The sequence below is a fragment of the Pseudomonas sp. CFBP 13710 genome, from assembly GCF_014842235.1.
Classification (GTDB): Bacteria; Pseudomonadota; Gammaproteobacteria; order Pseudomonadales; family Pseudomonadaceae; genus Aquipseudomonas; species Aquipseudomonas baltica.
On sequence record NZ_JACYVJ010000002.1, the window covers coordinates 659188 to 682353 of the forward strand.

The 23166-nt window shown below is 63.6% G+C and carries 22 protein-coding genes and 1 pseudogene; 13 read left to right on the forward strand and 10 right to left on the reverse strand.

All coding sequences use genetic code 11. From position 1 onward, the window contains the following. Positions 1–51 precede the first annotated feature (51 nt). A complete protein-coding gene (locus IFT44_RS07625) occupies positions 52–2133 on the reverse strand; it encodes a carboxy terminal-processing peptidase (RefSeq protein WP_192053901.1) in 2082 nt (693 codons plus the stop codon). Positions 2134–2272: 139 nt separating this feature from the next. Here IFT44_RS07625 and IFT44_RS07630 point away from each other — a divergent pair, with 139 nt between their 5' ends. Further along, complete coding sequence (locus IFT44_RS07630) at positions 2273–3235, forward strand: zinc-binding dehydrogenase (protein WP_192175692.1); 963 nt, start codon at positions 2273–2275, stop codon at positions 3233–3235. A gap of 73 nt (positions 3236–3308) precedes the next feature. On the opposite strand, the gene IFT44_RS07635 is transcribed toward IFT44_RS07630, so the two are convergent. The 3 genes from IFT44_RS07635 to IFT44_RS07645 all read right to left on the reverse strand — a co-directional run bounded on the left by IFT44_RS07635 (position 3309) and on the right by IFT44_RS07645 (position 6098). Next, the gene (locus IFT44_RS07635; protein ID WP_192057525.1) at positions 3309–4667 is read right to left on the reverse strand and encodes a TolC family outer membrane protein; all 1359 of its coding nucleotides are present in this window, start codon (positions 4665–4667) and stop codon (positions 3309–3311) included. Positions 4668–5041: 374 nt separating this feature from the next. Further along, complete coding sequence (locus IFT44_RS07640) at positions 5042–5500, reverse strand: YbaN family protein (RefSeq protein ID WP_192057524.1); 459 nt, start codon at positions 5498–5500, stop codon at positions 5042–5044. Between the two features lie 10 nt (positions 5501–5510). Beyond that, entirely contained in the window at positions 5511–6098 is a 588-nt protein-coding gene (locus IFT44_RS07645; RefSeq protein WP_192057523.1) for a UPF0149 family protein, read from the reverse strand. A gap of 258 nt (positions 6099–6356) precedes the next feature. Here IFT44_RS07645 and recQ point away from each other — a divergent pair, with 258 nt between their 5' ends. The 4 genes from recQ to IFT44_RS07665 all read left to right on the forward strand — a co-directional run bounded on the left by recQ (position 6357) and on the right by IFT44_RS07665 (position 11527). Beyond that, the gene (gene recQ / locus IFT44_RS07650; RefSeq protein ID WP_192057522.1) at positions 6357–8495 is read left to right on the forward strand and encodes a DNA helicase RecQ; all 2139 of its coding nucleotides are present in this window, start codon (positions 6357–6359) and stop codon (positions 8493–8495) included. 122 nt (positions 8496–8617) lie between these two features. Further along, entirely contained in the window at positions 8618–9055 is a 438-nt protein-coding gene (locus tag IFT44_RS07655; protein WP_185793860.1) for a MarR family transcriptional regulator, read from the forward strand. 82 nt (positions 9056–9137) lie between these two features. Then, complete coding sequence (locus IFT44_RS07660) at positions 9138–11222, forward strand: FimV/HubP family polar landmark protein (RefSeq protein WP_192175693.1); 2085 nt, start codon at positions 9138–9140, stop codon at positions 11220–11222. Beyond that, a complete protein-coding gene (locus IFT44_RS07665) occupies positions 11219–11527 on the forward strand; it encodes a SelT/SelW/SelH family protein (RefSeq protein ID WP_185793858.1) in 309 nt (102 codons plus the stop codon). The genes IFT44_RS07660 and IFT44_RS07665 overlap by 4 nt, the downstream gene beginning before the upstream one ends. An 18-nt stretch (positions 11528–11545) precedes the next feature. On the opposite strand, the gene IFT44_RS07670 is transcribed toward IFT44_RS07665, so the two are convergent. After that, entirely contained in the window at positions 11546–13000 is a 1455-nt protein-coding gene (locus IFT44_RS07670; RefSeq protein WP_185793857.1) for a TrkH family potassium uptake protein, read from the reverse strand. 124 nt (positions 13001–13124) lie between these two features. Here IFT44_RS07670 and IFT44_RS07675 point away from each other — a divergent pair, with 124 nt between their 5' ends. Next, the gene (locus tag IFT44_RS07675) at positions 13125–13688 is read left to right on the forward strand and encodes an NAD(P)H nitroreductase (protein WP_192053911.1); all 564 of its coding nucleotides are present in this window, start codon (positions 13125–13127) and stop codon (positions 13686–13688) included. A gap of 34 nt (positions 13689–13722) precedes the next feature. On the opposite strand, the gene IFT44_RS07680 is transcribed toward IFT44_RS07675, so the two are convergent. The 5 genes from IFT44_RS07680 to IFT44_RS07700 all read right to left on the reverse strand — a co-directional run bounded on the left by IFT44_RS07680 (position 13723) and on the right by IFT44_RS07700 (position 17307). Beyond that, entirely contained in the window at positions 13723–15057 is a 1335-nt protein-coding gene (locus IFT44_RS07680; protein WP_192175694.1) for a sensor histidine kinase, read from the reverse strand. 66 nt (positions 15058–15123) lie between these two features. Then, the gene (locus IFT44_RS07685) at positions 15124–15561 is read right to left on the reverse strand and encodes a Spy/CpxP family protein refolding chaperone (RefSeq protein WP_122479172.1); all 438 of its coding nucleotides are present in this window, start codon (positions 15559–15561) and stop codon (positions 15124–15126) included. Positions 15562–15714: 153 nt separating this feature from the next. Beyond that, positions 15715–16392 carry a response regulator transcription factor gene (locus IFT44_RS07690; protein WP_122479171.1) on the reverse strand — a complete coding sequence of 226 codons (678 nt, stop codon included), beginning with the start codon at positions 16390–16392 and terminating at the stop codon, positions 15715–15717. Between the two features lie 8 nt (positions 16393–16400). Beyond that, positions 16401–16709: a YciI family protein gene (locus IFT44_RS07695; RefSeq protein ID WP_122479170.1), complete on the reverse strand. Its 309-nt coding sequence runs from the start codon at positions 16707–16709 to the stop codon at positions 16401–16403. Between the two features lies 1 nt (position 16710). Beyond that, the gene (locus tag IFT44_RS07700) at positions 16711–17307 is read right to left on the reverse strand and encodes a septation protein A (RefSeq protein ID WP_122479169.1); all 597 of its coding nucleotides are present in this window, start codon (positions 17305–17307) and stop codon (positions 16711–16713) included. 65 nt (positions 17308–17372) lie between these two features. Here IFT44_RS07700 and IFT44_RS07705 point away from each other — a divergent pair, with 65 nt between their 5' ends. From IFT44_RS07705 to IFT44_RS07735, 7 genes and pseudogenes are all read left to right on the forward strand, one after another. After that, positions 17373–18233, forward strand: a complete 861-nt coding sequence (locus IFT44_RS07705) for a PHP domain-containing protein (RefSeq protein ID WP_122479168.1) — start codon at positions 17373–17375, stop codon at positions 18231–18233. A gap of 13 nt (positions 18234–18246) precedes the next feature. Next, positions 18247–18876, forward strand: a complete 630-nt coding sequence (locus IFT44_RS07710; RefSeq protein WP_122479167.1) for an L-threonylcarbamoyladenylate synthase — start codon at positions 18247–18249, stop codon at positions 18874–18876. A gap of 131 nt (positions 18877–19007) precedes the next feature. After that, positions 19008–19709, forward strand: a complete 702-nt coding sequence (locus IFT44_RS07715; RefSeq protein ID WP_192175749.1) for a segregation and condensation protein A — start codon at positions 19008–19010, stop codon at positions 19707–19709. Then, positions 19706–20443, forward strand: a pseudogene (gene scpB / locus IFT44_RS07720) (SMC-Scp complex subunit ScpB); the annotation flags it as partial. The gene IFT44_RS07715 and the pseudogene scpB, both read left to right, overlap by 4 nt. A gap of 471 nt (positions 20444–20914) precedes the next feature. Further along, positions 20915–21691 (forward strand): transporter substrate-binding domain-containing protein, encoded by a 777-nt coding sequence (locus IFT44_RS07725; RefSeq protein WP_185793854.1) that lies wholly within the window; start codon positions 20915–20917, stop codon positions 21689–21691. Positions 21692–21742: 51 nt separating this feature from the next. Further along, positions 21743–22420 (forward strand): amino acid ABC transporter permease, encoded by a 678-nt coding sequence (locus IFT44_RS07730; RefSeq protein WP_122479164.1) that lies wholly within the window; start codon positions 21743–21745, stop codon positions 22418–22420. After that, complete coding sequence (locus IFT44_RS07735) at positions 22417–23151, forward strand: amino acid ABC transporter ATP-binding protein (protein ID WP_192175695.1); 735 nt, start codon at positions 22417–22419, stop codon at positions 23149–23151. Before IFT44_RS07730 ends, IFT44_RS07735 begins: the two co-directional genes overlap by 4 nt. Positions 23152–23166: the final 15 nt, after the last annotated feature.

Genomic DNA, 23166 nt, shown 5'->3' on the forward strand with positions numbered 1-23166 from the left:
GGTTTGATGACCGTCCTGTCACCTATCCGTCAATGCAGGGCCATGCTCCGGTCAATGCTTGGCCACCGACGTGTTGAGCTTGAGGTAGTCGAGCAGAATGCGCCCGGTTTCCGCGAGGTAGGCGTCATCTTCCGGCTTGGTCTTGTCCGGATCGGCACCCAAGGCATCCTCGTCTTCCTTCTTCAGCTCTTTCAGCGGTTCTTCGCCTTTGGCCTTGCGTCGGGTGTTCTCCAAAGCCAGCTGCTTGGCTTCGATATCGCTGTGCTGCGCGCGACGGTCGGCTTCGTTCAGGCTGACGGTCTTCTCTTTCATCAACTGCTCGGCCAGGGCCAGGCGATCGCGGATGTAGATGAATTCCGGGTCCTTGACGGTGCGGGCGTCGTGGTCGGCGGTCAGCTTGGCCAGGTAGGGCTTGAACGGATCGCTGGCCGGCTTGATGGCCGGGCGGATGGTGTCCCAGGGCATGGCTTCGGGCAGGGCACTTTCACCGATTTCCTTGGTGTCGATGATCGACGGGTAGGCGATGTCCGGCAGTACACCCTGGTGCTGGGTACTCTGCCCGGAGACGCGGTAGAACTTGGCCAGGGTCAGCTTGAGCTCGCCATGGTTGAGCGGCTGGATGGTCTGCACCGTGCCCTTGCCGAAGGTCTGGCCGCCGACGATCAACGCGCGGTGATAGTCCTGCATGGCGCCGGCGAAAATCTCCGAGGCCGAAGCCGACAGGCGATTCACCAGCAGCGCCAGCGGGCCCTTGTAGAACGCACCGGGGTTTTCATCTTCAAGTACGTCGACGCGGCCATCGGCGTTGCGCACCAGCACGGTCGGACCTTTCTCGATGAACAGGCTGGTCAGCTCGGTAGCTTCCTGCAGGGAGCCGCCGCCGTTGTTGCGCAGGTCGATGACCACGCCGTCGACTTTCTCTTTCTGCAATTCGGTAAGCAGCTTGCGTACATCGCGGGTGGTCGACTTGTAGTCCGGGTCACCGGCGCGGAACGCCTTGAAGTCCAGGTAGAACGCAGGGATCTCGATCACGCCCAGCTTGTAGTCGCGGCCGTTTTCCTTGAGGTTGAGGATCGACTTTTTCGCCGCCTGCTCTTCGAGCTTGACCGCTTCGCGGGTGATCGAAACGATCTTGCTGGTCTGGTCGTTGGGCGCATTGGTGTGCGGAATGACTTCCAGGCGCACGGTGGAGCCTTTCGGGCCGCGAATCAGCTTGACCACCTCATCCAGGCGCCAGCCGACCACGTCGACCATTTCCTTGTCGCCCTGGGCGACACCGATGATCTTGTCGGCAGGGGCGACCTGCTTGGTCTTGTCGGCCGGGCCCGCGGGTACCAGGCGGACGATCTTGACCTGGTCGTTGTCGCTCTGCAGGACCGCACCGATACCTTCGAGCGACAGGCTCATGTTGATGTCGAAGTTTTCCGCGTTGTCCGGAGACAGGTAGTTGGTGTGCGGATCGTAGGACTGGGCGAAGGTATTGATGTAGGCCTGGAAGATGTCCTCGGCGCGGGTCTGGTCCAAACGCGCGAGCTGGTTCTTGTAGCGCTTGGACAAGGTGTCCTGGATCTGCGCTGCGTCCTTACCGGCGATCTTCTGGCGCAGCACTTCATCTTTCACGCGCTTGCGCCACAAGTCGTCGAGTTCGGCCTCGTTTTTCAGCCAAGGGGCATCCTTGCGGTCTACCAGCAGGGTTTCCTTGGTGGTGAAGTCGAACTTGTCGACGCCCTTGTTCAGTTCGGCCAGGGCGAAGTCCAGGCGTGCCTTGACCCGGTCCAGATAGCGCTTGTAGATGACGAAACCGGGATCCAGGTTGCCGTTCTTCAGGAAGTCGTCGAACTGGGTCTTCCACTTGTCGAATTCGGCGATGTCGGCCGCAGTGAAATAACTGCGCGAGGGATCGAGCAGCTTGATGTAGCTGTCGTAGATGATGACCGAGCGCGCATCGTTGAGCGGCGGCTTGCTGTAATGATGACGCTTGAGCAGCTCGACGACATTGAGGCTGGCCACCACTTCGTCGCGATCCGGCTGAAGTTTGTCCCAGCTGTTGGCAGCGAAGGTATTGGCGGACATCGACAGGGTGCCGAGGCCGATACACAGCGCCAGGGCACTGCCGGGAATGAAATGCTTCATGCTGATTCGACGTGGGGGCAATTGATCACGCATATTAGGCCGTCTTTGAATTCGCCGGTTCCGTTGAAGCCGGACGCATAATGCGAAAAGCCCGACGCCAAGGCGTCGGGCTCAGTCATGACTCAACTATGGAGGCACCGTGAAGGCATTGCAAGGCGTGGAAGGACATGTGGAGTGGCTCGAACAACCGAGCCCGACGTGTGACGTGGGTCAAGTGAAGATTCGGGTAGCCGCGGCCGGCCTCAATCGGGCCGACCTGATGCAGCGCGCAGGCTTGTACCCGCCGCCGCCGGGTGCCAGCGATATCCTTGGCCTGGAATGTGCGGGCGTCATCAGCGAAGTCGGCGTGGGATCGTCCTGGCAGGTCGGCGACCGTGTCTGTACCTTGCTGGCTGGTGGCGGCATGGCTGAAGAAGTGGTGGTCGATGGCCGCCATGTGCTGCCTGTGCCCGAGGGGCTGAGCCTGCACGAAGCCGCGGGCATCGTCGAGGTCTACGCGACGGTGTGGCTGAACCTGTTCCAGCTGGCCGACCTGCAGCCGGGCGAGAAGGTCCTGCTGCATGCCGGTGCCAGTGGCATTGGCTCGGCGGCGATCCAGCTGTGCAAGGCGTTCGGCAACCCGACCTGGGTCAGCGTCGGTTCCGCCGAGCGCCTGGCCTATTGCGAAGCGCTGGGCGCCCAGGGCGGTGTGGTACGCGGCGACGGGCTTGAAGCGCTGAAGGACCTGGGGCCCTTCAATGTGATCCTCGACCCGGTCGGCGCCAACTACAGCGAGCTGAACCTCGACGTGGTGGCACTGGACGGGCGCTGGGTGATGATCGGCCTGATGGGCGGTCGCGAGGCGCAGTTCGACCTGGCCAAGGTGCTGGGCAAACGGGTGCGCCTGCAGGGTTCCACCTTGCGCAGCCGTGACGATCAGTTCAAGGCCGACCTGCTCAGTGACCTGGGCCAGCATGTATGGCCATTGTTCACCGAAGGGCGTTTGAAGTCGCAGTTGGCCAAGACGTTTCCGATCGCCGACGCCGAAGCGGCGTTCGAAGCGCTGGCGAGCAATCAGATTTCCGGGAAGGTGGTGCTGGTGATCGACGAAACCCTGAGCTGAGCCCAGGGCTTTCGTCATGCGAACCCCGTGACCGGCTGCGAACGAGCGGTCACGGGGTTCGGCGTAGCGGCAATCAGCGCATGTCTGGCAGGCGCGCTTCGCTCTTCACTTCGCTCAGGGCAACGGCTTCGGCTGGCAGCACGACGCGGGTCTTGGCCAGCAGCTCACCCATGCTCGAGAGCACGCGGTACATCGAGTATTCCTCGGTGTAGCGCACTTCGGCGTAGCGGGTGTTGGCGGTGTACAGCTCGTTCTCGCTGTCGAGTACGTCGAGCAGGGTACGCTGGCCCAGGCCGAACTGGTCCTGGTAGGCCGCTCGCACGCGGGTGGTGGTTTCGGCGTATTCACGGGCGTACGGAATCTGCGTGCTGGCGTTTTTCATCGCGTTCCACGACAGCGCCATGTTCTCGTTCAACTGACGCAGGGCATTGTTGCGGATGTCCATGGCCTGGTTGATGCGATGTGCATCGCCCTGCAAGCGAGCCTTGTCACTGCCGCCACGGTACAGGTTGTAGCTCATGCTCACACCGGCACGCCAGTCGGTGTTGTTGTGGCCGCGCTCGCCCGAGAGGTTGTTGTTGGCACCGGTGGCCAGTTCAGCGTCGATCCGTGGGTAGAACGCCGACTTGGCGCCTGCGTACTGGCTTTCGGCAGCCTGTACGTCGGCCTGGGCCGATTTGAGGTACGGATTGTTTTCCATCATCGACTGCCGGGCGGCGTTCAGGTCGGCCGGCAGTTCGCCACGCATCGAAGGCAGCGGTTCCAGTTCGTCGGGCATGCGGCCCACGGCGCTGAAGAAGGCCGCTTCGGCATCGGCCAGGTTGACCTGAGCGGTGTTGTAGTTGTTCTCGGCGAGGGCGCGACGAGCACGCGACTGGTCGACGTCGGCGGTGCTGCCCACGCCGCGCTCGCTGCGCAGGCCGATCTGGTCGTTGACGCGCAGGTGCGCCTGCAGGTTGTTCTTGGCCAGGGTTACCAGTTCACGGTTGCGCAGTACGTCGAGGTAGACCTGAACGGCGCGCAGGGCGAGGTCCTGGGCGGTAGCCTGCACATAGTAGGCACGCGACGTGGCGGTCGAGCGGGTCCGGCTGACTTCGCTGGAGGCGCTGGAGCCGTCGAACAGCATCTGGCGCAGGCGCAACTCGGACTGGGTGTAGTTCAGCGTTTCCTTGTTGTGATTGCCGCGTGCGCGGGTGTTCAGGTTGTCCGAACGCTCGCGACCGTAGCCTGCAACGAAATCGACGCTGGGGCGGTAGGCACCCTGGGCAATCTTCGTGTCCTCATCCGCGGCAAGGCGACTGTTGATGTTGGATGCCAACTCAGGGTGGTTATCCACGGTGCTCTGGATCGCCTCGGTGAGCGACATGGCTTGCGCGTGCGAGCACGCCATGGCCAACAAAATCGCGCTGCAGATGGGGGTGAAAACGCGCATTCGGGTGCTTCTCCGTGATGTGTGAAGTCGTGCAGACGCCAGAATGTTGGCGAATAACTCGTTTAAAAGTCCGTTTCGGGTTTGTAACAAGCGCAACCGAGGCGCCGAAAGCAGCGCGTTCAACGGAATTTTCACATGATATAGAGCAAAAAACACTTATGCCATCATTCGTTTCGATGATGGCAAATAGATTTCACTGCTCCTGAGGCGCGCGGTGTGAGCGGGGTTCGGCGATAAAGAAGGCGCAACGCCAGCGTTTTCGGGGGTCGCGGGGCATAGGCGAGAGAAGACGGAAAATTGCAGTCGGTTAGTGACGGAAAATTGTCACAGTGAATATAGGGTGTATCACCGTTGATTCATTCCGAGAGATGAGATTAGTCAGTTGATTTCATTCGGTTTTTGTCGAGTATCGACCGTTCGTCGACATCATTGCCCAACGGATGCTGACCCTTTACGGCACTTGTCTTCAGACGAGCAATATAGACGGTCACTGCCATCGCGATGCCCACGAGCAGTACACCCAGCCACGGCCAGGGCACCAGCCAGCAGGACACCGCGATGCTGACCCACGTGGAACCAATGGCCAGCACCTTGGCTTTGCGCGGAATGCCTTCGCCGCCCAGGTAGGCCTTGAGCAAAGGGCCGAGTTGCGGATGGCCGAGGAGCCACGCATGGAAGCGCGGCGAGCTTCGCGCGAAGCACGCTGCGGCGAGGAGCAGAAAGGGGGTAGTGGGCATCACCGGCAGGAAGATGCCGATGACACCGAGTGCAACGCTGATGCAGCCGATGCCCAACAGCAGGTAACGCAGCCAGGCGGACCGAGCCGGCCGCATGGCGCAGGACTTAGTGATGACGGGGCTTGAGGATGGCCGGTTTCTCGTCCGGAGCGTTGCACAGCAGGTAGAGGGCGGTGAGCGCTTCGGGGATCTGCACGATCATGTCGTCCATGAGATTGGCATCGGCGGCAATGTCGGAAAACTCCGGCTGCTCGTCGAACAGGCCGGAACCGACCATGATCGGCAGGAGCATCTCGCTGACTTCGTCTTCGGCGGTCTCGAACCAGGCGGCCTCGCGCAGGAATACCCCTTCCATGAACCCGATGCACCAGCCGCGCAGGTCGGAATCATCCGGCTCGTCGCCCAGGTCGAGCTCGCAGGGCAGCTCGAACTCCTCGTCGCTGGCCAGCTGGCGCGCGATATGCGCCTTGAGCTGGATGAGGGTGCCTTCGATCTCTTCGCGCTGGGCATCGTCGCTGTAGTGCGGCGGCTCGGCGAACAAGGCGTCGATCCACTCGCGCTCGGGCACCTCTTCGGAACAGATGGAGAGGGCGGTCAGGTAGCCATGGGCGGCGACGTAGTCCAGCGCCTCGTCATGCAGCTCATCGGCGTCGAGGAAGGCTTGCAGGCGGGTCAGTTGCTCGGCGAAGGACATTAACAGGTTACCTTGGAAGACTATGCGGATACTGAATTCTAGGCCTTGTTAGGCCCTGTGCGCCACCCAAGGGGTGAAATGGCAGGATGGGCGGGTGCTGCGCCGCGGTGCTGGCACTGGGGTATACTGCCGCGGTCTTTCGCTCAGGCCCCGAGTTCACGGGGCGGTAACCCCCGCTTACGCAAAGGCGGATGCGGCAAAAGCGCTTTTCATCCAGCCTGTGCGGCCCGGGTGGTTTTACGATTTCTGGAGTGACCCATGCTCGAACAGGCTCAACGCGTTCTTAAGGACATCTTCGGCTATGACAGCTTCCGCGGTCGCCAGGGTGCCATTATCGAGCGTGTGGCCCGCGGTGGCGATGCCTTGGTATTGATGCCCACCGGCGGTGGCAAATCGCTGTGTTTTCAAGTCCCGGCCTTGCTGCGCGACGGCCTGGCAGTGGTGGTTTCGCCGCTGATCGCCTTGATGGACGACCAGGTCGCCACCCTCGAGGAACTGGGCGTGGCGGCAGCGGCGCTGAACTCCACGCTCAGCTCCGATGAGCAGCGCGAGTTGGCCGCGCGCATCCGCCGGGGCGAAATCAAGATGCTGTACCTGGCGCCGGAGCGCCTGGTGCAGCCGCGCATGCTGGATTTCCTCCGCGGCCTGGACATCGCCCTGTTCGCCATCGACGAGGCCCACTGCGTTTCCCAATGGGGGCATGACTTCCGTCCCGAATACCTGCAGCTGGGCCAGTTGGCCGAACAGTTTCCCCAGGTGCCGCGAATCGCCCTGACCGCCACTGCCGACAAGCGCACGCGCGAGGAGATCGTCACCCGTCTGCACCTGCAGGACGCCGAGCGATTCCTGTCCAGCTTCGACCGGCCCAACATCTTCTACCGCATCGTACCCAAGGAAAGCCCGCGCAAACAGTTGCTGGCGTTCCTCACCGAGCGGCGCAGCGATGCCGGTATCGTTTACTGCCTGTCGCGCAAGAAAGTCGACGAAGTCGCCGCGTTCCTGTGCGAAAACAACTTTCCGGCGTTGCCGTACCACGCCGGTCTGCCTGCTGCGACGCGGGCCGCCAACCAGAAGCGCTTCCTCAACGAGGAAGGCCTGATCATGGTGGCCACCATCGCCTTCGGCATGGGCATCGACAAGCCCAACGTGCGTTTCGTCGCGCACCTGGACCTGCCCAAGTCGCTGGAAGCCTACTACCAGGAAACCGGCCGCGCCGGCCGCGATGGTCTGCCGGCAGACGCCTGGATGGCCTACGGGCTGCAGGATGTGCTGATGCTCAAGCAGATGCTGCAGAATTCCGAAGGTGACGAGCGCCACAAGCGCCTTGAACAGCACAAGCTCGACGCCATGCTGGCGCTGTGCGAAGAAACCCGCTGCCGCCGTCAATCGCTGCTGGCCTATTTCGATGAAGAGATGCCCAACCCCTGCGGTCACTGCGACAACTGCGTCGACGGCGTGCAGACCTGGGATGCCACCGAGCCGGCGCGCCAGGCGCTGTCGGCCATCTACCGCACCGGGCAACGCTACGGCGTCGGCCATCTGGTGGACGTGCTGCTGGGCAAGGACACCGAAAAGGTGCGCAGTTTCGGCCACGACAAACTCGCAGTGTTCGGTGTCGGCAAGGGCCGCTCGGAAGGCGAGTGGCGGTCGCTGTATCGCCAGGTGGTCGCGCGCGGTCTGGCCGATATCGACCTGGAGGGCTACGGCGGCCTGCGTTTGAGCGACAGCTGCCGACCGCTGCTGCGCGGCGAGGTGACGCTTGCGCTGCGCAAGGAAATCAAGCCGCAGACCTCTGCCCGCGGCAGCGGCTCGGCAAGCCCCGCCAGCCAGTTGGTGCGCGACGAGGAACGTGAACAGTGGGAAGCACTGCGCACTCTGCGGCGCAACCTGGCGCAGGAACATGCGGTACCGCCCTACGTCATCTTCCCGGACTCGACCCTGCTCGAAATGCTCCGCAGCCAGCCGACCAGCATGGCCGATATGGGGCGGGTCAGTGGCGTCGGCGCTCGCAAGCTCGAGCGTTACGGTGAAGCGTTCCTGCAGGTACTGGCTGGGTCGGGCGGGGCAGAGGCGCCACGCGAGGTGGCCGATATCCGCCACGAGCTCATCAGCCTTGCCCGCGCAGGCATGACGCCGCTGCAGATCGCTGGCCAGTTACAGTGCAGTGAGAAGAATGTCTACAGCCTGCTGGCCGAAGCCATCGGCCAGCAGCAGCTGTCGCTGGAGCAGGCGCTGGATCTTCCCGAGGAACTGCTCAGTGAAATCCAGGACGCCTTTCTCGACGGCGAAGGGGAATTGCCCGGCGTCGCCGAGATTGCGGGGCAGTTCACCGGCCGTGTGCCCGAAGGCGTCCTGTATTGCATACGTGCGGCGTTGCAGTCCGAATTCGAGGTGTGAACGAGGCTGCCACTCGGCATGAGTCTTGCCTGTGGGCTAAGGTCATGATTAGCTGACTAATCATCAGCTCCGACCTTCACGCATGCGCTGCTTGTGCAAGGCTGTTTTTTCAAGAGAGATCTATGCCGTTAACTGATCAACATCGCTTCGGAATGCAGCTGGCGCACATGTCCCGTGGCTGGCGGGCCGAACTGGACCGTCGGCTGGCGGGCCTGGGATTGTCGCAGGCGCGCTGGCTGGTCCTGCTGCACCTGGCGCGGTTCGGCGAAGCGCCGACCCAGCGCGAGCTGGCGCAGAGCGTGGGCGTCGAGGGGCCGACCCTGGCACGCTTGCTGGACAGTCTCGAAGCCCAGGGCCTGGTCGAGCGCCAGGCCGTGGTCGAAGACCGTCGGGCCAAGAAGATCACGCTGTGCGCGCCCGCCCGGCCGCTCATCGAGCAGATCGAAACCATCGCCAACGCCTTGCGTGCCGAGCTGTTCATGGGGGTCGACGAAGAAGAACTGAGCACCGCCATGCGGGTACACAGCCGCATCCTGGCGAATCTGGAAAAGAAATCCTGAAGTCAACGGGCCGTCACCCGCTTGGAGCAAGTGGGCCGTACGGGCTATAAAGTTATTGGATGTCGGTCTTCAAGGGATTCCCATGCAAGTGCGTATACCGTCGCGTACCAGGTTTGCTTCACGTCGTCTGCTGGCATCGGTGTGGGCCATGGCGCTGTGCTATTCCACGGCCGCCTCCGCGCTGGGCCTTGGCGAGCTGACCCTGCGCTCATCGCTCAACCAGCCGTTTCGCGCCGATATCGCCTTGCTCGACACCGCAGGGCTGGAGCAGGACGACATCCGTGCCAGCCTGGCGACGGCCGAAGAGTTCGCCAGGGCAGGGGTGGAACGCAGTTTCTTCCTCAACGACCTCAAGTTCTCGCCCGATTTCAGCGGCGGGCGCAAGGTCATTCATGTCAGCTCCAGCAAAGTGGTCACCGAGCCCTTCATGAGTTTCGTGATTCAGGTCGGCCGGCCGAATGGGCAGCTGCTGCGTGCCTTCACGGTATTGCTCGACCCGCCGGGGATGGGGCCGGGCCTCGCCGACCGCGCGCCGCAGCGCATACAGCCGGCGCAGGCCAGCGCGCAGCCTGCAGCAGCGCCCACTAGGCCCAAAGCCGCGAGTGCACCCACGCCGAGCGCCAGTGAGCCTGCGAAACAGGCGCCGGCCAAGGCCGCTGCGCAGGACGCTGCGCAACTGGCTGCCGCCGCCCTGGAGAACCAGCAACTGCAGAAGAGCTTCGACGAGGTGCAGGCGCGCCTGCAGAGCCTGGAGGCGCAGGTAGCCGACAAGGACAAGCAGGTTGCCCAGCTGCAGGCACGCATGGCCGAAACCCCTGCGGCCGAGGCCGATTCGTCCGCCGCTCCCGCAGCGGCACCCGCTGCGGCAACGCCTGCGCCTTCGCCTGTATCTGCCCCACCCGCAGCGGTTGCCACGCCAGCACCGGCTCCGGCTCCGGCTCCGGCTCCGGTGGAGGATGGCAGTGGCTGGTTGAACATCCTGGCCCTGGTTGCGGCACTGCTGCTGATCATCGCCTTGTTGCTGCTGTTGCGCCGCCAGCGACAGCGCAAGTCGGCCGAGCTGCAGGACGCCTTCGAGCCGGTCGCTACCCAGCCGGTCCGCGCGGCGCCGGTCGCCACTGTGCCGGCCGCCGCAGTGGCGGCCGCCACCGCGCCGCTGCGTGCGGAGCCGGCGCCGGTGGTACGCCGTGAAACACCGACAGCCACCGACGCCCTCGATGGTGCAAGCATCTATATCGCCTACGGCCGCTTCAACGAAGCGCTGGGTATTCTGCGCGACGGGCTGGCCAAGCAGCCGGAACGTACCGACCTGCGTGTGCGCATGCTCGAAGTGCTGGGCCAGCAAGGCAATGCGAAGGGCTTCGCCGAGCAGGAAAGCCTGTTGCTGGCTGCAGGATTCAGCGCAGCGACGCTGGCCGAGATACGCAGCCGCTTTCCCAGCCTCGAGCCTGCGCAGGCGCCGTCAACGGCAACCAATGGTCTGCCACCGGCAGCAGCTGCAGTTGCACTGGCAACCACTGCGGCCGTTGCGGCATCGGTGCAGCCCGCTCCGAAGCCTGAGCCCGAGCCGGAATTCGAGCTGCCCGATCTCGACCTGGCAGCGCCTGAGCCATCAGCTCGGTCAACCCCGCGGCGCGAGCAGGAAGACGAATTCCAGCTCAACCTCGATGACCTGTCCATGGACGCCGATTGGGCGTTGGTCAGCCCATTCGATGATGCGCCGTCGCCCAAAGGCAAGCCGGTGGTCGTCGAGACACCGCCCGAGGTCGAGATGGACCCGGCGTTCACCAGCAATCTGAACGAACTGCCGGAAGTCTTCGAGATGCCCGACGAGCAGTTCCTCAGCGACTTCGCCGATGTCGAGGACGAGCCGTTCCTCCAGCAGGACGAGGCCCCGGCCGGGAAGACTCAGGACGACATCGACAACGATTTCCTCGACAGCTTCATCGCCGACAGCGACCTGCCCGAGCTGGATGCCCTGACCGTGGATTTCGACGACCTGGAACTGCAGCACGCTTCGGCGGAGAAACTCGATCAGGCCCAGCAGTTGCTCGACGACGGCGATACCAGCGAAGCCAGCGTGCTCTTGCACGAACTGCTGCGCGAAGGCGATGACTCCTGCAAGCAGGCGGCCCGGCAGTTGCTGAATCGGATGGACGAAGCATGAGCGAAGCCATCGCATCCAAGCCTCAGGTGGTGATCACCTATTGCACACAGTGCCAATGGCTGCTGCGCGCCGCGTGGCTGGCCCAGGAGCTGCTCAGCACTTTTGGCGAGGACCTGGGGCAGGTGGCGTTGGCGCCCGCCAGTGGCGGTCGCTTTCTCATCACCTGCGACGGCGTGCAGGTTTGGGAGCGCAAGGCCGACGGTGGTTTTCCCGAGGCCAAGGTGCTCAAGCAGCGCATCCGTGACCTGATCGATCCCGAGCGCGACCTGGGCCATAACGAATCCAGAAGTCCGGCAGCCGAGTAAGCCTCTGCCGGCTCATGCTCAGTGTCGCCAGAACGCCGGCATGCACAGGATCAGCACGGTGATGATTTCCAGTCGGCCCAGCAGCATGCCCAGGGCCAGGATCCACTTCGCCGCATCGGGCAGCGTGGCGAAATTGCCGGCCGGCCCTATCACCTCGCCCAGCCCCGGCCCTACACCGGAAACCGTGCTGGCGGCACCGGTCAGGGCGGTCATCCAGTCCAGCCCCAGCAGTGACAATGCCAGGGCAATGATGCCGACGGTGAAGCCGAAGAAGAACGAGAACGTCAGGATCGACCGGACGATTTCCTCATCGAGGCGATGGCCGTTGTATTTCTGTTTGATCACCGCGCGCGGATGAATCAGCTGGTTGAGGTTGGACTTGAGCAGGATATAGGCCACTTGGAAGCGGAATATCTTGATCCCGCCTGCGGTCGAGCCCGAGCAGCCGCCGATGAAGCCCAGGTAGAAAAACAGCATCAGCGAGAAATTGCCCCACAGGCTGTAGTCGCCCAGGGCGAAGCCCGTGGTAGTCACCACCGAGGTGACGTTCAGGGCTACGTGACGAAAGGCCGTCCACCACGGCAGCTCGGTGGTGGCCCAGTACCAGGTACCCAGCACCAGCCAGGTGGCGATCAACAGAATCAGCATGCCTTGCACCTGCTGGTCGCGCAGCAGCGCCTGGCGGTTGCCGCGCAGGGTCGAGACGTAGAGCGCGAACGGCAGGCTGCCCAGAATCATCACCACGATGGCCACCCAGTGCACGGCCGGTTGCTGCCATTTGCCCAGAGACAGGTCGGACGTCGAGAAACCACCGGTGGAAATGGCTGACATCGCATGATTGACCGCGTCGAACGGGCTCATCCCTGCCAACCAGAACCCCAGGGTGCCCAGGGCGGTGAAGCCGACATACACCAGCACGATGTACTTGGCGACCATGTGCGAGCGCGGCATGACTTTTTCGGAGCGATCGCTGGATTCGGTCTGGAACAGCCGCATGCCACCAATGCGCAACAGCGGCAGAATGGCCACGGCCATGCCGATGAAGCCGATGCCGCCCAGCCAGTGCAGCATCGAGCGCCACATGAGGATGCCCGGTGACATCTCGTCCAGATGACTGAGCACCGTGGAACCGGTGGCGGTAATGCCCGACATGCTTTCGAAAAAGGCATCGGTGTAGCTGATGTGCTGAGTCAGCAGGAAGGGCAGGGCGGCGAACACGCACACCACCACCCAGCTGCTGACCGTGAGCAGGTACATGTCGCGCGGCCGCAGGTTGACGTTGTCGGGGCGGCCGGGCAGCACCAGCAGCAGGCCGGCGACGAAGGTGATCAGGCTGGCCCAGAGGAACGACTGGATGTCCTCGGTGCGTTCGAACACCACCAGCGTGCCCATGGGCACGACCATGCTCACGGCCAGGGTGATCAGGAAGATGCCGATAATGAAACCGATGATGCGCAGGGTCGGCAACGCCATGGGGTCAGCTCTGGCCATGAAGGAAAGGGCCGCCATTCTACCTGCGGGCCACAGCATGTAAACCCGGCAGGCGAAGGCCGCTTGGGTCTAGAATAGCGGCTTATCGTTCGACAGGAGGTTGCCCATGGAGGCGCTCGAGGTTTTGCTCAATCGTGTTTCAGCTCCCCGGCTCATGGCGCCCGCGCCGACGGCCGCGCAGCGTGAAGTGCTGTTCCAGGCCGCGCTGCGCGCGCCCGACCACGGCCAGCTGCGGCCATGGCGTTTTCTCACCGTCGAAGGGGAAGGCTTGCAGCAGCTCGGCGAAGTCCTGGCCGAGGCCACTGCGCTCAACCCCGAGGCTGGCGAAGCGGCGTTGGAAAAAGCCCGCAACATGCCGTTGCGCGCGCCCCTGGTGGTGGTAGTGATCGCCCGCTTGCAGGAGCATCGAAAAGTGCCGCAGAGCGAGCAACTGCTGGCGGCTGGCTGCGCCGCCCATGGCATCCTGCTTGCGGCGAATGCTCAAGGGCTGGGTGGGGTATGGCGCACCGGCGAGCTGTCCTATGCGCCTTATGTGGCCGGCAAGCTGGGCCTGATCGAAGGCGAACAGATCATCGGCTTCCTGTACCTGGGCACGCCGGCGCGAGAGTTGCGCGAAGCGCCGACGCTGGCTACCGCCGATTTCGTTCAAGCCTGGGGCGTCGAGGCCTGAAGCGTTCAGGTGCGAGCCAACCGATCGCGGCGGTCTAGGCCACCACCACCGGTACCGGCGGCAGGTCCAGGGTCGCGATCAAGCCGCCTTCAGGGTGGTTTTCCAGCTGCAGGCTGCCGCCGTGTCGCTCGGCGGCGCGGCGGGCGATGGCCAGGCCCAGGCCATGGCCAGCAGCGCTCTGGCCCGGTGCGCGGAAGAATGGCTCGCTCAGGCGCGCCAGGTGTTCCTCCGCCACGCCCTGGCCGTGATCGCGCACGCTGATGCGCACCCGCCCTTGCACCTGTTGCGCCGACAGCACGACCGGTGCGGGCCCAGGGTTGAAGCGCAGGGCGTTGCGCAGCAGGTTGTCCACGGCCCGTTCGATCATGGTCGGCCAGCCCTGCAGCGCAAGGTGCGCGGCAACGTCCAGCTCGATGGCCTGCTCCGGCACGGCGATCAAGGCGTCCTTGCGCACCGCCTGCAGGAGTGCCGGCAGGTCCACGTCTTCGGCCGTGGCTTGTTCCGCATCGACCCGCGCCAGCACCAGGATCTCGCTGATCAAGGCTTCAAGACGATCGCATTCGCGCGTCAGGCGCGGCCATAACAGGTCGCGCTGGGCAGGCTCGGCCCGTTCCGCCAGGGCCAGGGCGATGCGCAGCCGCGCCAGGGGCGAGCGCAACTCGTGGGACACGTCACGCAACAGTTGTCGCTGGCTGCCGATCAGGCTCTGCAGGCGCGCACCCATGCGGTTGAAGTCGTGCGCCAGCACGCCGAATTCGTCGCGACGACTGGCCAGCTGCGCCAGGCTGTTCTGCTGATAGGTGGTCTGCCCCAACTCGTGCACGGCACCGCGCAGCCGGCTCAATGGGCGCGTGATGGACAACGTCACCATCAGGCTGAACAGCGTCAGTACGACCAATGCGATCACCAGTGCGCTGATCGGCATGAGCAGGGAGTCGCGGTGCCACGAGTCGAGTTCGGGGTGCGGGATGCGGTAGATCAGCAGGTAGGTGTCGCCCGTGGTGGGGCTGGTGTAGTCCGCCGTCAGTCGGCGCCACGGCAGGTCGCGATCGGCTTCGTTGTGGCGCGCCTCGAAGGCTTCGGCGCGACGCGGGAAGGTCCCCGGTACCACGGCCTCGCCGGCTTCGTTGAGCACTTGAGTGTCGATGCGATAGCGGCGCTTGCGCTGTTCGAGCAGTTCCTGGGCCGCCTCGGCGCCTTTGCTTTCGTACCGCTCCACCCAGTCCTGGGCGAAATGCTTCACCGCCGGGTGCCGACTGAGGATCCAGGTGTCCTGGTTCAACATGTGGCCCAGCAGCACCGACAGGCCGGCTACCAGGGCGATGGCCAGCCAGAAGCTGGCCAGGATGCGCCAGAACAGTGAACGCAAGGCAAATTCCTCAATGAAAGAAGCCCGGTACGCATGCGCGGACCGGGCTGGGGGCTTGCGCCGATATTACTGGGTTTTCTTGCCTTGCTGGGCTTTCCAGGCCTGGAATTCGGCCCATTCGGCGCGGCGCTCGTCCTGCTTCTTTTTCATTTCGTCGAACTGCTTCTGCTGTTCGGGTTTGAGCACTGCACGTACGTCGGCCTGGGCCTTGTCGTGGTTGGCCTTGATTTCATCTTCCATGGCCTTGCGATCGGCCGCCGGCAGCTTGTCCAGGTACTTCTTGGTGATGTCGCGCTGCTGATGGCGTTCTTCGCCCATCAGTTTGCCCACCTGGGTGCGTTGCTCGTGGGTCAGGTCGAGCTGGGCGAACGGCTCGCCGCCACGGGGGCCTGGGCCGCCCTTGCCTGGGCCTGGGCCGAAACCGTCAGGGCCGCCCTGCGGCATGGCCATGGCCAGGGTTGGCAGGGTAGCGGCGAACAGCATTGCGAGTGTGGTCTTGCGCATGGTGAATCTCCTGTCTGGTTCCCGGTGTTTACCGGATGTGCCCAGTTTATGGAGATCAAGGTCAGGCGCGGTCAATGCCGCGTAAGGCTTGTGTAAAGACATGACGCGGGTGGCATTTACAAACCAGGCCGTTCGCGCCGTACGCGGCGGCAGCTATTGCGCATAGAAATAGCCGCGGCTGCGCAGGGCCATGATCCGCGGGCGGCCGTCGGCGTGCGGGCCGATCTTCTTGCGCAGATTGCTGACGTGCATGTCGAGGCTGCGGTCGTAGAGGGTGAGCTTGCGGCCCAGTGCGATCTGCGCCAGCTCCTGTTTCTCCAGTGGCTCGCCCGGCTGGCGCATGAGTGCCTCGAGCAGGCGGCTTTCGGACACCGTCAGGTTGATGTCGTGTTGATCGATGCTGACCACGCCGCGCGCCGGACTGAAGCACAGGTCGCCCAGCTCCATCTGCCCCGCCACGGCAACCGGGTGGCTGCGGCGCAGTACCGCGCGCAGGCGGGCGGTCAGTTCGCGCGGATCACAGGGTTTGGCCAGATAGTCGTCGGCGCCCAGTTCCAGGCCCAGGATGCGATCCAGCGGTTCGCCCCGCGCCGAGAGCATCAGCACTGGCAACTCGGCGTGTTCGCTGCGCAGCTGCTTGAGCAGTTCCAGGCCGCTGCCGTCGGGCAGCATCACGTCGAGCACCACGGCCGCCGGTGCCAGCTCGGCCAGGGCCTTGCGTGCGCTGCTGCCATCGTGGCAGGCGCGGACCTGGAAACCTTCCTGGCTCAACCAGCTGTTCAGCAGTTCACACAGCTCGACGTCATCGTCGATCAGTAGCAGATCGCTCATCTAGACCTTCATTCGGGCGCAGGCAAAGTCTGCTTGAAGGGTTTGACCAGCACGTCCTTGTACACCCCGGCGGCAACGAACGGGTCGGCGCCGGCCCAGGCCTGGGCTTCGTCCAGGGACTCGAAGCGGGCCACGATGAGGCTGCCGCTGAAGCCGCTTTCGCCTGGGTCGTTGCTGTCGATGGCCGGGTGTGGCCCGGCCAGTACCAGTTGCCCGGCGGCTTCCAGCTGTTTCAGCCGTTCCAGGTGCTCGGGCCGTGCGGCCAGGCGCTTTTCCAGGGAGTTGGGCGTGTCGGTGGCAATGATGGCGTAGAGCATGTCAATCCTCGGTTTTAGGTGTTGTACGATCGGAATCATGCAGGTGACGGGACAGGTAGATACCTTGGCCCACCAGGAACAGCAAGGTCATGGCCAGGCTGCCGAACACTTTGAAGTCGACCCAGAACTGCTCGAAAGTGAAAGCCACGAACAGGTTGGCGGCGCCGCAGAACAGGAAGAAGACCACCCACGCAACGTTGAGTTTCGCCCAGATCGGGTCCGGCAGGGTCAGCGCATGGCCCATCATGCGCTTGATCAGCAGTTGCTTGCCGATGAAATGACTGCCGGCGAACGCCAGGGCGAACAGCCAGTTGACCACCGGCGCCTTCCACTTGAGGAAGGTTTCGCTGTGGAAGGCCAGAGTCAGGCTGCCGAACACCAGGCAGGCGATCAGGGTCAGCCACTGGCCCTTTTCCAGCTTGCGCTGCTTGAGGAACAGCAGGCCATAGACGATCACCGAACTGGCGATGAGCACCTTGGTAGCGCTGAAAATGCCGCCCAGTTCGAAGCTGTACCCCGCCAGGTCGACCATGTGCGGGTCGGTCTTGTAGACGATGAGGAACAGGAGCAGCGGGATGAAATCGATCAATTGTTTCACAATGGCAGCCAGAAGCAGGATGTGACGGCATAATAACAAACATCAATGACTGCGAAAGCGCCACTATGAATGTTGACCTGCACTGCCACAGCACCGCCTCCGATGGCGCCCTCGCGCCTGCCGTTCTGGTGCAGCGAGCGTTCGATCATGGCGTGCAGACCCTGGCCCTGACCGACCACGACACCCTGGAAGGCCTGCCAGAGGCCCGTGCGGCGGCCACAGCACTGAACATGCAGTGGGTCAGTGGTGTCGAAATGTCGTGCACCTGGGGCGGTGCGACTATCCACGTGCTCGGTTACAATTTCGCTCTGGATGCACCGCCGCTGGTGGCCGCGCTCGACAGCCTGCACCACGGTCGCTGGCTGCGTGCCGAGGAAATCGACCGACGCCTGGCGCTCAAGGGCATGCCGGGTGCGCTGGACGGTGCTCGGGCCATCCAGAAGGGTCTGGGCGACAGCGGCAATGCGCCGGCGCGCCCGCACTTCGCCGATTTCCTCGTGCAGCAGGGCCACGTCAAGGATCGCCAGGAAGCGTTCCGCAAGTGGCTGGGGGCGGGCAAGCTGGGTGACGTCAAGCAACACTGGCCCACCCTCGAGGACACCGTGCGCACATTGCGCGAGGCGAAGGCCTGGATCAGCCTGGCTCATCCGCTGCACTACGATTTCACGCGCAGCAAGCGGCGCAAGCTGATCGGCGACTACATCCAGGCCGGTGGCCATGCGATCGAGGTGGTCAACGGCATGCAGGCCGCCGAACAGGTCGGCACGCTGTCCATCCTGGCCCGCGAATTCGGCTTGATGGTCAGTGGCGGCAGCGACTTCCACGGCCCGGGCACGTGGGGTGAAATCGGTGTCTATCGGCCATTGCCCGTCGACCTGCCGCCGTTGTCCGCGCGGTTCAAGCACGACCCGTCAACCTCCGCCTGAACAGGATGCCAACGTGAGTCAATTCTTTCAGATCCATCCGCAGAACCCGCAGCCGCGGCTGATCAAGCAAGCGGTCGAGATCATTCGCGGCGGTGGCATCGTGATCTACCCCACCGATTCTTCCTACGCCATCGGTTGCCAGATCGGCGACAAGAACGCCGTGGAACGGGTGCGTCGCCTGCGTCAGCTGGACGACAAGCACAATTTCGCGATCATCTGCTGCGACCTCTCGCAACTGGGGCTGTTCGCCAAGGTCGACACCGCGGCGTTTCGTCTGCTCAAGGCGCACACGCCGGGGCCCTACACCTTCATTCTGAGCGCCACCCGTGAAGTGCCGCGCCTGCTGCTGCATCCCAAGCGCCGCACCATCGGTTTGCGCGTGCCCAGCCATCCGATCGCCCTGGCCTTGCTGGAAGAGCTGGGTGAGCCGTTGATGAGCGTGAGCCTGATCATGCCCGGCGCCAAGGAGCCGCTCAGCGACCCTTACGAAATGCGCCAGTTGCTGGAAAAGCAGGTCGACCTGATCATCGACGGCGGTTTCGGCGGCACCGAGGCGTCCACCGTCATCAACCTCGCCGATGGCGATCCGCAAGTGGTGCGCGTGGGCTGTGGCGATCCGGCACCGTTCGCGGCCATGGCGTGAGTGATCTGAGCGCGGTCGACAATCCGCCGGCGAATCTCGCCCAGGGCTCGCCCGAGCAGCTGCAACTGGCGCTGGTCTACGGCCAGGCGTTCACCCAGATGCCGCAGGACCTGTACATCCCGCCGGATGCGCTGGAGGTGTTCCTCGAAGCGTTCGAAGGCCCGCTCGACCTGCTGCTGTACCTGATCCGCAAGCAGAACATCGACATACTCGACATCCCCGTGGCGGAGATCACCCGTCAGTACATGGGCTACGTCGAGCTGATGAAAACCGTACGCCTGGAGTTGGCCGCCGAATATCTGGTGATGGCCGCCATGCTTGCGGAGATCAAATCGCGCATGCTGTTGCCGCGCAGCGCCGTGGTCGAGGATGACGAGCACGACCCGCGGGCCGAGCTGATTCGCCGCCTGCAGGAATACGAGCGCTTCAAGGCCGCCGCCGAAGGTATCGATACCCTCAAGCGGGTAGGCCGCGACCTCTACGTGCCCAAGCTCGATGCACCTCAGGCCAAGGTACGCAAGCTGCTGCCCGAAGTCAGCCTGGACGAGCTGCTGATGTCGATGGCCGACGTGTTACGGCGCAGCGACATGTTCGAAAGCCATCAGGTCAGCCGCGAGGCCCTGTCGACCCGCGAACGCATGAGCCAGGTGCTCGAACGCCTGCGCGGCGGTGGCTTCGTGCCTTTCGTCGAGCTGTTCGGTGCCGAGGAGGGCAAGTTGGGCGTGGTGGTAACCTTCATGGCCATTCTTGAACTGGTCAAGGAGCAGTTGATCGAACTGGTGCAGAATGACGCCTTTGCCGCTATCCATGTGCGCGCCCGAGCCGAACAATGAATCTGACTGACCCGCGCGATCTGGCGCCACTGCTCGAAGCCTTTCTGCTGGCCTCCGGAAAGCCGCAGTCCCTGGAACGCCTCCATGAGCTGTTCGAGGAAGCCGAGCGGCCCGAGCCGGCGGTGTTCAAGAAGGCCCTGGAGGTGCTGGGCAAGTCCTGCGAAAAGCGCGCTTTCGAGTTGGTGGAGGTCGCCTCGGGCTACCGCTTGCAGATCCGCGAAAGATACGCGCCCTGGGTGGGTCGATTGTGGGAAGAACGCCCGCAGCGCTACTCCCGCGCGTTGCTGGAAACCATGGCGTTGATCGCCTATCGCCAGCCCATCACCCGTGGCGAGATCGAAGACGTGCGTGGCGTGGCGGTCAACAGCAATATCGTCAAGACGCTGGTGGAACGCGAGTGGATCCGCGTGGTGGGCTATCGCGACGTGCCGGGCCGGCCGGCGATGTTCGCCACCACCAAGGCCTTTCTCGACCATTTCAACCTCAAGAGCCTCGATGAACTGCCGCCATTGGCAGTGCTGCGCGAGATGGAACCCGAAACCATCCTCGAAGACCACGACGACGATGCGCCAGTGCCTGCTCATCTGCAGGCGCTGGCCGATGCCAGCGCCGAGGGCGAGGCTCCGGCCAAGGACGAGACCAGCTTTCGATCGTTGCTGGTGGAGCTCGATTCCATGGAACAGGGCCTCAAGATCGACTTCGACGACCTGCTCCAGAACCCCGCGCCGACCGACGACGACCGCTGATTGCAAGGTAGACCTGTGGGAGCGGCCATCGGCCGCGAAAAGGGCGGCGCGGTGGGTCGGGTGGACCGCATCGAGGCTTTCGCGGCCACTGGCCGCTCCTACGGGGGAGGCATGGTCTTTCTGTGGGAGCGGGCTCTGCCCGCGAAAAGGGCGGCGCGGTGGGGCAGGTGGACCGCGTTGAAGCTTTCGCGGCCACTGACCGCTCCTACGAGGAGGGGGTGAACATGCTCTGCCAAGGTGCGCCCTTGGCCTGTGTGCTGCGTCCGGCAGCCGCCATACCGTACGCTTCCTGCGTTTGCCAGATGCACCAATGCGGGCACGTACTGCCCTCCTGTGGAGCATTTAATTCATTAAAATTAGTTCTTGAAGTATTTGATCCTTGGCCCTAGTCTCGTTCTCGACAGGCCTGCGCAAGCACCCAGGCCGCCATTGGCACTGACGTGAATCGGGGAGCTGGACATGAGCGTGAAATTACTTTTGAGCATGGCTGTGGCCACTGCGTTTTCGGCCTCGGCACTGGCTGCCGATTGGACCGTCGGTGCCAACGTGGGCAATGTGCCCTGGGAGTTCCAGGACGCCAAGGGCGACATCGTCGGCTTTGAAGTCGATGTGGTGAAGGAAGTCGCCAAGCGCGCCGGCAAGACCGTGGAGTTCGTCAACATCCCGTTCAATGGCCTGTTCAGCGCCGTGCAGTCCAAGCGCGCCGACATCGCCATTTCTTCCATCACCATCACGCCCAAGCGTCTGGAATCGGTAGGGTTCGCGCAGCCGTACTACGACAGCGACCAGTCGCTGTCGGTGCTGACCAAGTCCGGCATCAAGGGCCTGGATGACATGAGCGGCAAAGTGGTCGGCGTCGACACCGGTTCGACCGGGGACATGTGGGCCGCCAAGCATCAGGGTGAGTACAAGTTCAAGGACATCTCGCGCTACGAAGGTCTGTCGCCGGCCATGCTCGACCTGGCGTCCGGGCGCATGGATGGCTACATCAGCGACATTCCGGCCGTGCTCTATTACATCAAGGACAAGCCACAGTATGCCGTGGTCGCGCGCATTCCCACCGGCGAGAAATACTCGCTGATGCACGCCAAGGGCTGGGCCGAAGGCGCGCGAGTGAACACGATCATCAGCGAGATGAAAAAAGACGGGGTGATCGCCGACCTGCACAAGAAGTGGTTCGGTGCGGCCGCCGCAGACGACTCCAGCACCGTGAAAGTCGTCGACGTTCCGCAATAAGCACCGCGCTTCGGCCCGCCCGCTACCGGCCCACGACCAAGGTAACCGTTCATGGAGTTGCTACAGACTTTCTTCAACTGGGACGTGTTCGTCGACGCGCTGCCTTTGATGCTGCGCGGCCTTGGCGTGACCATATTGCTCGGCGTGGTGAGTATCGTGCTGGGCCTGGCCGGCGGTCTGCTGCTGGCCATGCTCAGATTGTACGGCTACACCCCCGTGCGCTGGCTGGCACGGGTGTACATCGACGTGCTGCGGTCTATCCCGCTACTGGTCCTGCTGGTGTTGATCTACTACGCCTTGCCCTTCGTCGGCATCCGCCTGTCGTCCTTCGCTGCTGCCACGGCCGCGCTGTCCCTGGTGTCGTGCGCCTATTCGGCGGAGATCTTCCGTTCCGGCATCGAGGCTATCCCCAAGGGTCAGTTCGAGGCGGCGGCTTCCCAGGGCATGAGCTTCTTCAACACCATGCGCGACGTGATCCTGCCCCAGGCCATGCGCATCGTCTTGCCGCCCATGACCAGCAACTGCATCAACGTCATGAAGGACACGGCACTGGCGTCAGTGGTCGCCATGCCTGACCTGCTCAAGCAGGCCACCCAGGCCCAGGCGCTGTCGGCCAATCCAACGCCGCTGGTGGGGGCGGCGATCATGTACCTGCTGTTGCTGCTGCCACTGGTGCAGTTGGTCAGCTGGGTAGAGCGTCGCAACGGCAGTGGAGGCAAGCGCGCATGAACAGCGTCATTGAAATCGAACGACTGGACAAGTTCTACGGGCCATTCCAGGCCCTCAGCGACATCAATCTGACCGTCGCCCAAGGCGAAGTGGTGGTGATCCTGGGGCCTTCGGGGTCGGGCAAGTCCACCCTGATTCGCTGCATCAACCTGCTCGAGCCCTACCAGGGTGGCGACATCCGGGTGTCCGGGCAGCGCGTGGAAAACGGCCCCAAGCTTGCCGGCATCCGCTGCGAAGTGGGCATGGTATTTCAGAACTTCAATCTCTACCCCCACCTCACCGTGCTCGCCAACGTGGCCCTGGCGCCGGTGCGCGTGCGCGGCATGAACCGACGTGATGCCCAGGAGCGCGCGCGGCTGTTGCTGGAAAAGGTCGGCATGTCCGCGCATGCCGACAAGTACCCCAGCCAGTTGTCCGGGGGCCAGCAGCAACGGGTCGCGATCGCCCGGACCATGGCCATGGAGCCACGGGTGATCCTGTTCGACGAGCCGACCTCGGCGCTGGACCCGGAAATGGTCGGCGAAGTGCTCGACGTGATGCAGAACCTTGCCCGTTCCGGGGTGACCATGATCGTGGTCACCCACGAGATGGGCTTCGCGCGCAAGGTCGCCGACCGGGTGATCTTCATGGAAACCGGTCGCATCATCGAACAGAACCATCCGCAGGCCTTCTTCACCGCGCCCCAGGAACCCCGTACCCAGGCATTCCTGCAGGCCATCCTGCACCACTGACAGGCTCTACCCCTA

Excerpts from the sequence above, each read along its gene's own strand:
- recQ (WP_192057522.1), top strand. The coding sequence starts at position 6,357 with ATGCTCGAACAGGCTCAACGCGTTCTTAAGGACATCTTCGGCTATGAC.
- IFT44_RS07660 (WP_192175693.1), top strand. The coding sequence starts at position 9,138 with ATGCAAGTGCGTATACCGTCGCGTACCAGGTTTGCTTCACGTCGTCTG.
- IFT44_RS07670 (WP_185793857.1), bottom strand. The coding sequence starts at position 13,000 with ATGGCGTTGCCGACCCTGCGCATCATCGGTTTCATTATCGGCATCTTC.
- IFT44_RS07685 (WP_122479172.1), bottom strand. The coding sequence starts at position 15,561 with ATGCGCAAGACCACACTCGCAATGCTGTTCGCCGCTACCCTGCCAACC.
- IFT44_RS07640 (WP_192057524.1), bottom strand. The coding sequence starts at position 5,500 with ATGCGGCCGGCTCGGTCCGCCTGGCTGCGTTACCTGCTGTTGGGCATC.
- IFT44_RS07635 (WP_192057525.1), bottom strand. The coding sequence starts at position 4,667 with ATGCGCGTTTTCACCCCCATCTGCAGCGCGATTTTGTTGGCCATGGCG.
- IFT44_RS07645 (WP_192057523.1), bottom strand. The coding sequence starts at position 6,098 with ATGTCCTTCGCCGAGCAACTGACCCGCCTGCAAGCCTTCCTCGACGCC.
- IFT44_RS07725 (WP_185793854.1), top strand. The coding sequence starts at position 20,915 with ATGAGCGTGAAATTACTTTTGAGCATGGCTGTGGCCACTGCGTTTTCG.
- IFT44_RS07695 (WP_122479170.1), bottom strand. The coding sequence starts at position 16,709 with ATGCTCTACGCCATCATTGCCACCGACACGCCCAACTCCCTGGAAAAG.
- IFT44_RS07675 (WP_192053911.1), top strand. The coding sequence starts at position 13,125 with ATGGAGGCGCTCGAGGTTTTGCTCAATCGTGTTTCAGCTCCCCGGCTC.
- IFT44_RS07730 (WP_122479164.1), top strand. The coding sequence starts at position 21,743 with ATGGAGTTGCTACAGACTTTCTTCAACTGGGACGTGTTCGTCGACGCG.
- IFT44_RS07625 (WP_192053901.1), bottom strand. The coding sequence starts at position 2,133 with ATGAAGCATTTCATTCCCGGCAGTGCCCTGGCGCTGTGTATCGGCCTC.
- IFT44_RS07665 (WP_185793858.1), top strand. The coding sequence starts at position 11,219 with ATGAGCGAAGCCATCGCATCCAAGCCTCAGGTGGTGATCACCTATTGC.
- IFT44_RS07690 (WP_122479171.1), bottom strand. The coding sequence starts at position 16,392 with ATGAGCGATCTGCTACTGATCGACGATGACGTCGAGCTGTGTGAACTG.
- IFT44_RS07705 (WP_122479168.1), top strand. The coding sequence starts at position 17,373 with ATGAATGTTGACCTGCACTGCCACAGCACCGCCTCCGATGGCGCCCTC.
- IFT44_RS07735 (WP_192175695.1), top strand. The coding sequence starts at position 22,417 with ATGAACAGCGTCATTGAAATCGAACGACTGGACAAGTTCTACGGGCCA.
- IFT44_RS07655 (WP_185793860.1), top strand. The coding sequence starts at position 8,618 with ATGCCGTTAACTGATCAACATCGCTTCGGAATGCAGCTGGCGCACATG.